The sequence below is a fragment of the uncultured Senegalimassilia sp. genome (genome assembly GCF_934630535.1).
Taxonomy (GTDB): domain Bacteria; phylum Actinomycetota; class Coriobacteriia; order Coriobacteriales; family Eggerthellaceae; genus Senegalimassilia.
Genome location: NZ_CAKTVU010000034.1, coordinates 1 through 10,239 on the forward strand (window position 1 = coordinate 1; position 10,239 = coordinate 10,239).

At 58.5% G+C, this 10,239-nt stretch carries 11 protein-coding genes and 1 pseudogene; all 12 read left to right on the plus strand.

Annotation, left to right across the window (positions count from 1 at the left end; genetic code table 11):
* The first annotated feature begins 1,132 nt into the window (after nucleotides 1–1,132).
* The gene (locus Q0D52_RS10125) at nucleotides 1,133–1,741 is read left to right on the plus strand and encodes an L-threonylcarbamoyladenylate synthase (protein WP_366930345.1); all 609 of its coding nucleotides are present in this window, start codon (nucleotides 1,133–1,135) and stop codon (nucleotides 1,739–1,741) included.
* A gap of 93 nt (nucleotides 1,742–1,834) precedes the next feature.
* Nucleotides 1,835–2,272 carry a ribose 5-phosphate isomerase B gene (gene rpiB, locus Q0D52_RS09835; RefSeq protein WP_294360222.1) on the plus strand — a complete coding sequence of 146 codons (438 nt, stop codon included), beginning with the start codon at nucleotides 1,835–1,837 and terminating at the stop codon, nucleotides 2,270–2,272.
* A gap of 169 nt (nucleotides 2,273–2,441) precedes the next feature.
* Nucleotides 2,442–3,698 carry a serine hydroxymethyltransferase gene (glyA, locus tag Q0D52_RS09840; RefSeq protein ID WP_294382574.1) on the plus strand — a complete coding sequence of 419 codons (1,257 nt, stop codon included), beginning with the start codon at nucleotides 2,442–2,444 and terminating at the stop codon, nucleotides 3,696–3,698.
* Between the two features lie 79 nt (nucleotides 3,699–3,777).
* A complete protein-coding gene (locus tag Q0D52_RS09845; RefSeq protein ID WP_294382577.1) occupies nucleotides 3,778–4,263 on the plus strand; it encodes a cytidine/deoxycytidylate deaminase family protein in 486 nt (161 codons plus the stop codon).
* A gap of 345 nt (nucleotides 4,264–4,608) precedes the next feature.
* On the plus strand, nucleotides 4,609–4,752 hold the full coding sequence (locus Q0D52_RS09850; protein WP_294382580.1) for a hypothetical protein: 144 nt from the start codon (nucleotides 4,609–4,611) through the stop codon (nucleotides 4,750–4,752).
* A 39-nt stretch (nucleotides 4,753–4,791) separates the two neighbouring features.
* Entirely contained in the window at nucleotides 4,792–5,580 is a 789-nt protein-coding gene (atpB, locus tag Q0D52_RS09855) for a F0F1 ATP synthase subunit A (protein ID WP_042435062.1), read from the plus strand.
* Between the two features lie 127 nt (nucleotides 5,581–5,707).
* Nucleotides 5,708–5,920 carry an ATP synthase F0 subunit C gene (gene atpE / locus Q0D52_RS09860; RefSeq protein WP_042435060.1) on the plus strand — a complete coding sequence of 71 codons (213 nt, stop codon included), beginning with the start codon at nucleotides 5,708–5,710 and terminating at the stop codon, nucleotides 5,918–5,920.
* Between the two features lie 52 nt (nucleotides 5,921–5,972).
* On the plus strand, nucleotides 5,973–6,581 hold the full coding sequence (gene atpF, locus Q0D52_RS09865) for a F0F1 ATP synthase subunit B (protein WP_294360240.1): 609 nt from the start codon (nucleotides 5,973–5,975) through the stop codon (nucleotides 6,579–6,581).
* Entirely contained in the window at nucleotides 6,571–7,149 is a 579-nt protein-coding gene (gene atpH, locus Q0D52_RS09870; RefSeq protein ID WP_294360243.1) for an ATP synthase F1 subunit delta, read from the plus strand. The genes atpF and atpH overlap by 11 nt, the downstream gene beginning before the upstream one ends.
* Entirely contained in the window at nucleotides 7,143–8,714 is a 1,572-nt protein-coding gene (atpA, locus tag Q0D52_RS09875; RefSeq protein WP_181859444.1) for a F0F1 ATP synthase subunit alpha, read from the plus strand. The genes atpH and atpA overlap by 7 nt, the downstream gene beginning before the upstream one ends.
* Nucleotides 8,715–8,725: 11 nt before the next feature.
* The gene (atpG, locus tag Q0D52_RS09880; protein ID WP_294382583.1) at nucleotides 8,726–9,628 is read left to right on the plus strand and encodes an ATP synthase F1 subunit gamma; all 903 of its coding nucleotides are present in this window, start codon (nucleotides 8,726–8,728) and stop codon (nucleotides 9,626–9,628) included.
* Nucleotides 9,629–10,239: pseudogene (locus tag Q0D52_RS09885) on the plus strand (F0F1 ATP synthase subunit beta); the annotation flags it as partial.

Here is a 10,239-nt window from a genome sequence, read left to right on the forward strand (position 1 = left end):
TTCGCCGAGAGTACTGCAGCGCCAGGCTGCGGGAGGGCAGGGCGTCGCGCTCGCGGAGGGCGCTTTTCTTTTTGCGCTGATAAGGCCCGCAGGGGGATCGTCCCCTTGCGGGCCTGTTTGCGTTTGGGGGATGCCGCGGCCTCGCGCGCCGCACGCGCCGTGAAGGCCCGCAAGGGGTATCTCCTTGCGGGCCCTTTTGCGTTTTGATGGGCTTTGGCCCTCCTTCGCCGTCTCGTGAGGAGCGTTGGAGGGATTGCAGCGAGGTTTTCCTTGCGAGCCCTTGCGCGTTTTCGTGCGCCGGGGCCGGCTTCGGCCGAGCGGCCTGCGCCGGGCGTATCCGCTGCACGCGCCCGGCGCGCCTGGGAACGCGCCGCAAGGCGAGGGCGACGGCTTGCGCGGGGGGCTATGGGCCTTTCCGCGTCTTTCGGGGAGACCTTCGCCTTGAAAGCAGCCCTGCGTGCTCCGCCTTGCGACGGGTACCGGAGGGATTGCGGCGTGGCTCTCTGTGCTGGCCCTTGCGCGTTTTCGAAAAACCTCGCCTTGCGAGCACGATCTTCCCCGTCTTTTGCAAGGAGTTGCGGAACTTGCGAGGCTACGGAACCGGTAGGCCATCATTTGCTTGCGCGGTTTTAGATGCGCTTTAGGTTGCCTTCGCGCTGTATGCGCTCCGTGTAATCAGCCCTGGTCTTGCCGGGGCTTTTCTTGAATTGGCCCTCCTTGAGGCCTTTGAAAGCCCTTTTGCGTTATCGCTTTCCGTTCCCTTGACGTTCGTGCGCAGCGCGCACCTGCACGTTTGGTGCCGGCTTCCTTGATCGTTTTCCCGTTCTTTTGCGGGCATCTTCGGGTTTAAAGGGCGGTTGCTCGGGCCTGTTTGCTTGCGCGTGCCATCGGTGGTTTCCGTGAACGCTTGGGGCTGCGTATCTTATCGCGAGGGTGCGCGCTTTGGGCTGGGTTTGAGAGGTTTGCGTAAGATGCCATCCCGCGTGGGCCTAGTATCGTGTTTTGGCTTCGCTAGGTCCACGCTGCAGTTGGTTTTGCGGTCGGTTCTATGACTGGCATTTCCGGTGATACACTTCTGGATGATGCATAATCGACATCCATTTTGGATGCTGCGTAGAGATCGGGGGTTTGGATGGCAGTGGTATCAGATACCTTGGAGGATGCTGCGTTGGCTTTGGCCGACGGTCGAGCTTGCATATTGCCGACCGATACAGTGTATGGCGTGGGAGTTGCGGTTCATGCAGCATCTGGCCCCGCAATTCTCTTTGACGTTAAGCGGAGGGATGCGGGGAAGCCTATCGCATGGCTTATTGGGTCGATTGATGACCTGCAAAGGTATGGCAAGAATCTTCCGCCAGCTGCCTGCGCACTTGCTCGGCGGTTTTGGCCGGGAGCCCTTACCCTTATCGTTGAGGCTTCAGATGCGGTACCGGTATCTTATGCATCGGAGTCGGGGTCCATTGGGCTGCGCATGCCTGCAAACGAGACGACCCTTGCCTTGATTCGCCGGACAGGAAGCCCGCTTGCCACGACGTCTGCCAACATCAGCGGTAGAGCTGCGGTGTCAAGATTCGAGTCGCTTGACGAGGAGTTGCTGGCAAGCGTGGGGTGTGCCTTGCAAGACCCCGTTGAATCGTTGCACAGCGGGGTCGCTTCTACAGTCATCGACTGTACTGGCGGTGATTTGACTTTGGTTCGCGAAGGCGGAATTTCTTTTGAGGACCTGGTATTCCAATCATAAGGATTGCGTGGGTAATGTTTTTGAGCAGGTGCGCACAGGCATGCAGGTGTACCATCGGCTCTGCAGGCATCTATCAGTGGAAGGCGTAGATACATGAACATCAGCATTGCAAGCGACCATGCAGGTTTTGATCAGAAGCAGTTGCTGGCTGCATATTTGAAGGAACTTGGTCATAACGTCATCGACCGTGGGCCGGATTGCGACGACCGCGTTGATTATCCGGATTTCGCGGAGGCTGTTGCGCATGACGTTGTCAACGGCGAGGCTGAACGCGGGGTTTTGGTGTGCGGCACCGGCATTGGTATGGCTATCGCCGCAAACAAGGTTGACGGAATCCGTGCGGCAAATATCGTATCCCCCGCCTTCGCTGCGTTGTGCCGTGAGCACAATGACGCAAACGTCATCACTCTTTCGGGCCGTTTCGTCGACCTGTCCGCTAACAAGGAGATTTTGAGGGCGTTCCTTTCCACTGAGTTCGGCGGAGGACGCCATGCGGGCCGTGTCGAGAAGATCATGGCGCTTGAGAAGTAACAGGGTAATCCGCGATTTGTTCAATGCAAACGGTCGGCTATTCGCCGGCCGTTTTCCGTTTAAGGCCGTTTCGTTACCGGATGGTTGCGAGGATGTGCATACCCTGTGGGTTCCTGCGGTATGTGCTAGAGTACGCTTGTAACGATTATTCAAAAGGAAGGGTGTCCTCATGGCAATCGATCATGTGAAGCAAACCGATCCGGAAGTGGCAAGCGCGCTCGAGCAAGAGCTGTCTCGTCAGCGTTCCTCCGTCGAGCTGATCGCATCGGAGAACTTCACGTCTCAAGCTGTGATGGAGGCCATGGGCAGCGTTCTCACGAACAAGTACGCCGAAGGCTTGCCGGGCAAGCGTTACTACGGTGGTTGCGAGAAGGTCGATATCGTCGAGAACCTTGCACGCGATCGCGCATGCAAGCTGTATGGTGCAAAATTCGCGAACGTTCAGCCGCACTCCGGAGCAAATGCCAACCTTGCCGCGTATTTCGCAACGGTGAAGCCGGGCGATACCGTTATGGGCATGAGCTTGGATAACGGCGGTCACCTGACCCATGGCAGCCCGGCAAATTTCTCCGGCAAGCTGTACAACGTCGTGTCCTACGGCGTTGATCCGGAAACCGAAACCATCGATTACGATGAGATGGAAAAGCTGGCAAAAGAGCATCAGCCTAAGCTGATCGTCGGCGGCGCCTCTGCCTACCCACGTATCATCGACTTCGAGCGCATGGCGGAAATCGCCCATGAGGTCGGTGCTTACCTTATGATCGACATGGCTCATATCGCCGGCCTGGTTGCTACGGGCGCTCATCCCTCTCCGGTCCCCTATGCCGATATCGTGACGTCCACCAGCCATAAGACCCTTCGTGGCCCGCGCGGTGGCTTCATCCTCACGAACAACGAGGATCTGTTCAAGAAGATAAACTCCGCTGTGTTCCCGGGCAGCCAGGGCGGTCCGCTTATGCACGTTATCGCTGGTAAGGCCGTTGCCTTCGGCGAAGCGTTGCAGCCGTCTTTCAAGGAGTACATCGACCATGTGGTGGAGAACGCTGCCGCAATGGGCCAGGGCATGACCGACGGCGGCCTTCGCCTGGTGTCCGGCGGAACGGACAACCATCTGTGCTTGGTCGACCTGACTCCTGCCGATGTCACCGGCAAGGATGCCGAGAAGCTGCTGGAGAGCGTTGGCCTCACGGTGAACAAGAACACCATCCCCAACGAGCAGCGCAGCCCGTTCGTTGCCAGCGGCATCCGCGTGGGCAGCGCCGCTGCCACCAGCCGTGGGTTCACCAAGGAGGACTTCTACGAGGTGGGCCAGTGCATCGCGGCAACCGTGTTCAACGCTGCAGACGAAGCGAAGCTGGCTGATATCAAGAAGAAGATCGACGCCATGTTGGAGAAGCACCCGCTGTATCCGGGTTTGGAGTACTAGCAATCACCAAATGGTATAAGCCGACGGCCGGGCAAGGTGTCCTTGCTCGGCCGTTCGTGCATGGAAGGGGAGAAGGCCGATGTCTGGAAGCACTGATCGTCGTCCGAGCTGGGACGAGTATTTCATGACGCTTGCCAATGAAGTTGCCACGCGCACCACGTGTCTTCGTCGTGCCGTCGGGGCGATCATCGTCAAAGATCGCAGAATCCTTGCTACGGGCTATAACGGCGTGCCCACGGGGTTGGCGCATTGTGCGGAAACGGGTTGTCTGCGACAGCAATTGAGCGTGCCCAGCGGTCAGCGCCATGAGATTTGCCGAGGGCTGCATGCAGAGCAGAACGCGATCATCCAGGCAGCGCGTTACGGAATCAATATCACGGGTGCCTCGATCTACATAACCACCCAGCCATGCGTGGTATGCGCGAAGATGCTCATCAACGCTGACATCAAGGAAATCATCTATTCGAATCCCTATCCGGATGAATTGGCCATGTCCATGCTGCGCGAGGCGGGTATCAAACTACGCGTTTACGATGACGCTATGCAAAATAATGCAAATGCATAAAAACCGAACACTATCACGGTTTTGTTAATAATGGAAAAAGTAGAACAGGGTAAATAGCCGGCAAAATCGAATAAAAATAAGCCGTTTGCCAACGTTTTGTGGCGATTGCGGAGTTTAGAGGCCCCCTGAGTAGTTCTACGTTATCATAAGCCCTGGTTTTCTATGCGGGAATTGTGATCAACGAAAGGTTTGGGTGAAACGCAGGTAATGGTTGCGGCCGCTCTACTCGGTGTCATAACTGGCTTTGTCGGCTTTCTGCCGTTATTCGCGGCTCTGCGTTTGGCTCGGAAGCATCCTTCGGTATCGGTCGCCAATGCGGCGCTTTACGGCTTGGGAGGCACGTTCGTGTCCCTTGTCGTTGTTGCGGTTGCTTTGATCGTGTGCGCCCTGGTTGCGCGTCCGTATGTGCTTCCTTACGGCATGGCCGAAATCGTTTCGCTTATCGTGTGCACCGCAGCGTACGTGTGGCGTAAAAACGTGGCACGGTAATGTTGGATTCGTTCACTGGAAAGGCTGGGATGATCTGAGATGGGCGAGGCGCTCAACAAGTTCGTCGAAGAGGCACGGCACCTCTCCGAAACTTTCGATTCCCACACCGTATTCTCTATCGGCGGTTGGGACATCAGCCAGTACACGCTGTACATGTTCTTCATTTTGGCGTTGGTGCTGATGGTTGTTCTGATCGGAGGCCGCAAGCTTCAGCTGGTCCCGAAGAATAAGTTCCTGAACACCGTCGAGTATGGCTACGACTTCGTGAACACGAGCATCGGCCAGGACGTTATCGGCGAGGGTTTCAAGAAGCACATCCCGTTTTTGTGCACGCTGTTCTTCTTCATCCTCATCGCTAACGTTGTGGGTCTGATCCCGGGTGCGAAGGCCACCACGGGCACCATCTCCATCACGTGGGCGCTGGCAGCCATCTCGTTCGTGTACTTCAACTTCTATGGTCTGAAGACGCTGGGCGTGTTCGGCTACATCAAGAGCCTCGTGCCCTCCGGTGTTCCCGGCCCTATGGTCCCGATCATCTGGTTCCTGGAGTTCTTCTCCATGGTCATCCGCGTTCTGACGCTGGCCGTTCGTCTTTACGGCAACATGCTGGCAGGCCATATGGTTCTGGCCGTGTTCTCTTTGGCAACCACTGTGTTCCTGCAGCAGGCTGTTTTCAGCATGGACTTCGTTACCGCGCTGCCTGCTGTCGCATGGTTCGTTTTGCTGGTCCTCATGTATGCGATGGAGTGCCTGGTGGCGTTCCTTCAGGCATACGTGTTCACCATCTTGTCCGCTTCCTACATCGGCATGGCGGTTCATCCCCACTGATGATGTGCGGACCGGCGGTGCAAGCCGCCACCCGTTCTGTTTGGCACCACAGCTGACATGAATAGATCAGCTTGGGCATATTGGCATGAGCACGGAGAAGGCTCCGGGTTCAACGAAGGAGGTAATTATGGAAATCACGCTCGCTGCGCTGAAGGTCGTCGGCTATGGCCTCGCCGCCATCGGCCCCGGCATCGGCATCGGCGTTGCAACGTACGGCCTGTGCGTGTCCGCTGCACGCCAGCCTGAGATGAAGGGCACCCTGATGGGCTACTTCTTCATCGGCGCTGCTATGTCCGAGGCTCTGGCACTGCTGGGCCTGGTCCTCTTCTTCATTGGCTAACAGGTTTTCGACTCAAGCAAGACCTATAAGCTAAGGAAAGGAGGCAAGCGAGTTGAACGTTAAGAACAAAGTGCTCCGTGGTTGCGGCAGCGCCGCCGTCGCATTCGGCGCGGCAAGCGCTATGCTTCCTGCTCAGGCATTTGCCGATGAAGGCAGCGGCGTTGCGGCTATCCTGCCGCAGATGGATGAGTTCATCCCCATGCTCGTTGCGTTCATCATCTTGTGGATCATCCTGGCGAAATTCGGTTGGCCGCTGTTCGAGGGCATGCTTGTCAAGCGCGAGACCACCATCAAGGACGCTCTCGAGCAGTCCGAGAAGGCTCGTGTCGAAAGCGAGCGCGTGCTCGCCGAGTACAAGCGCCAGCTGGAGGAAACCAAGGCGCAGTCCGCGCAGATCATCGCCGATGCCAAGAAGACGGGTGAGGCTGTCAAGGCCGATATCACCGCCAAGGCCCAGGCTGAGGCTGCCGGCATGATCGAGAAGGCTCATGCTGCCATCGAGGCCGACAAGAAGGCCGCTATCGCCGAGCTTCAGGGCTCGGTGGCCGACCTGTCCGTTGCCGTGGCTTCCCGCCTGATCGGCGAGGATCTCAACGATGACGAGCACCGCAAGATCATCGAGCGCTACGTGAACGAGGCGGGCAGTTTCAATGCCAACTAACCGCCATGTTCAAAAGGAAAAGGTTGCAACCTATGCATCCGTTCTGCTGGATGCCGCTTTGGCGGCAGGCGGCCAGGATGCGGTGCTAGAGGTTCGCGACCAAGCCGAGCGCATTATCCGCATTATGCGTTCGAACATGGATCTCTCTAGCTCTTTGCAAGACAGCTCTTATACGCCCGAGCAGAGGAACAGCCTTGCGCGCAACGTATTCGCGCAGGCACATCCTGTCCTTGTCGATGTCTTGGCCGTCATGGCCGAGCGCGGGGACTTCGCGTTGCTCTCGCGCGTATGGGAGAGCTACGGAGAGCAGGTCGAACGCAAGTTGAACGTCACCGTGGTCGACGTAACGACCGTTGTGCCGCTCGACGATCACCTGCGCGAGGTTATTACGAAGAAATCCGAAGCCGACTTGGGCACCAAGGTCGTTTTGCGCGAAAGCATCGACAAGTCCCTGATCGGCGGCATTTTGATGAGCGCCAACGGCAAGCGAATCGACGCCAGCATGACGTCGCAGCTTGAGGCGGCTCGCAACGTGCTGAAACATTCCACAGATGGAGGTGAATGCTAGTGACTGAAATCACCGCACAGTCTATTGACGCGGCGCTGCGTAAGCAGCTCGATGCGCTGAACACCAGTGTGGAATCCCGCGAGACGGGTTCTGTTATCCAGGTGGGCGACGGTATCGCTCGCGTTGATGGCCTGAAAAATGCGATGGCAGGCGAACTTTTGGAGTTCACCAGCTCTACCGGCCAGGTCGTTTACGGTATGGCACAGAACCTCGAAGAGGATGAAGTGGGCGCCGTTTTGCTGGGCGATGTCGCAGCAATCAAGGAAAACGACGCGGTCAAGACCACCGGTCGTCTGGTTGAGGTTCCGTCCGGCAAGGCCCTGCTCGGCCGCGTCGTGAACCCGCTGGGCATGCCGCTTGACGGCAAGGGCGAGATCAAGGCTGAGGGCACTCGCCCGGTCGAGTTCAAGGCTCCGGGCGTTATTCATCGTAAGCCTGTTCACGAGCCGATGCAGACCGGTATCCTGGCCGTCGACTCTATGATCCCGATCGGCCGTGGTCAGCGCGAGCTGATCATCGGCGACCGTCAGACCGGTAAGACCGCTATCGCCGTCGATGCCATTCTGAACCAGAAGGGCAAGGACATGGTCTGCATCTACGTTGCCGTGGGCCAGAAGGCCTCCACGGTGGCTAACGTGCAGGAGACCCTGGAGAAGCATGGCGCGATGGACTACACCATCATCGTTAACGCTTCCGCTTCCGATTCTGCTCCGCTGCAGTACATCGCTCCTATGGCCGGTGCTGCAATGGGCGAGTACTTCGTCTACAACGGCGAGGACGGCAAGCCTGCCGGTCCGGAGAACCCGGGTCGTCACGTGCTCATCGTCTACGATGACCTGACCAAGCAGGCTGTGGCTTATCGTCAGATGTCTCTGACCCTGCGTCGCCCGCCGGGACGCGAGGCTTACCCGGGCGACATCTTCTATCTGCATTCGCGCCTGCTGGAGCGTGCTGTGAAGATGAACGAGCAGAACGGTCTCGGCTCCATGACGGCACTGCCGATCATCGAGACCCAGGCCGGCGACGTCTCCGCCTACATCCCGACGAATGTCATTTCCATTACCGACGGTCAGATCTACCTGCAGACCGACCTGTTCTTCCAGGGTCAGCGCCCTGCAGTCGACGTGGGCATCTCCGTGTCCCGAGTCGGCGGCTCCGCGCAGATCAAGCAGATGAAGCAGGTTGCCGGTACGCTGAAGCTCGACCTGGCTGCATTCCGTGAGCTGAAGGCCTTCACCCAGTTCGGTTCCGACCTGGACAAGGCTACGCAAGATCAGCTGACCCGCGGCGCTGCCATGACCGAGCTGCTGAAGCAGAACCGCTTCTGCATGATGGATGTCTACGACCAGGCCGTGGCAATCTATGCTGGCGGCAAGGGTTATCTGGACGACGTTCCGACCGAGGACATCGTGCGCTTCCGCACCGAGCTGCTGGAGTTCCTGCATGCATCCAAGCCGGAGGTGTTCGACGAGCTGGCTAAGGCCGGTAAGTGGACTGGTGACGTCGAGAACCTGACCAACGCTGCGATCGAGGCTTTCAAGCTTCAGTTCGCTCCCACGGCGTAAGGTAGGTAGAGATGCCCAACCTTCACGACATTGAAAGGCGTATCGGCTCCGTCTCTTCGACGAAGCAGATCACGCGTACCATGGAAATGGTTGCTGCTGCGAAGATCCGCCTTGCTGGCGAGCGCGTGGCGGCGGCTACGCCGTACGCCGAGTCCATGGTCGAAATGTTGGCCAACGTTGCCAAGCGTGTAGGTGGCTCCGAGAATGCGCTGTTGCGCAAGCATGACGAGGTCAAGAACGTGCTGATCGTCGTCGTCGTGTCGGACCGTGGTCTGGCCGGCGGCTTCAACAGCAACGTGCTGCGCCAAGTCGATCGTTTGATGAAGAGCAAGCAGGCGGCCGGCGCTGAGGTTAGCGTGGTTGCCTGCGGCAAGAAGGCTATCGGCTATTACACGTACCGTCGTGTCGAGCCGGTTCTCGCCTTCGCGGGCCAGTCTGCCGACCCCACGGTAGAGGCTGCGGACGAGATCGCCGCATATGCGGTCGATGCTTACGCCAATGGATCGATCGACGAGGTCATCGTGGTGTACAACCACGCTAAGAATTCGGCAGAGCAGCAGCTTCGCGAGGAGTTGCTGCTCCCCGTCGACACGTCGGCCATCGAAGCCGCAAAGGCCGAGAGCGCCGATGAGTCCGCGGGCGAGAAGCTTGAGGGCGATGTGATCTTCGAGCCGAGCCCTGAAGCTGTTCTTGACCAGCTGCTGCCGGCGTATGTTCGCACTACGCTATATCATGCGCTGATCGACTCGGCAGCTGCTGAGCAGGGCGCACGCCGCAACGCCATGATGTCGGCAACGGACAATGCCACCGAGATGGTTAACACGTTGACCAGATTGTATAACCGCGTACGCCAGGGCGCTATCACGACCGAGATTTCGGAAATCGTCGGTGGCGCTGCTGCTTTGGAGGATTAAATGGCTGAACATTTGTTTACTAAGGAGGAGGTCGAGGCCAGCAAAGGCGCCACGGGTCGCATCGTGCGAATCGTCGGTCCTGTTGTTGACGTCGAGTTCCCCCCTGATCAGCTGCCGGCGATTTACAACGCGCTGACGGTTGACGCTAAGACCGAGGCGGGCGACCTGCACGTCGTCCTCGAGGTCGAAACCCACCTGCCGGGCAACATCGTCCGTTCCGTCGCCATGAGCTCGACCGACGGTCTGATCCGTGGCCTGGACGTCTTGGACACGGGTCATCCCATCATGATGCCCGTCGGCCAGGAGACCCTGGGCCGCATTTGGAACGTCATGGGCGAGCCCGTTGACGAGAAGCCCATGCCCGAGGTTACCGGCTACATGCCCATCCATCGTCCTGCTCCCGAGTATGACGAGCTGGTCACGAAGACTGAGATCTTCGAGACGGGCATCAAGGCCATCGACCTCATCGAGCCGTTCGTCAAGGGCGGTAAGACCGGCCTGTTCGGCGGCGCCGGCGTTGGCAAGACCGTTATCATCCAGGAGCTCATCAACAACCTGGCTCAGGAGCACGGCGGCACTTCCGTGTTCACCGGCGTTGGCGAGCGTACCCG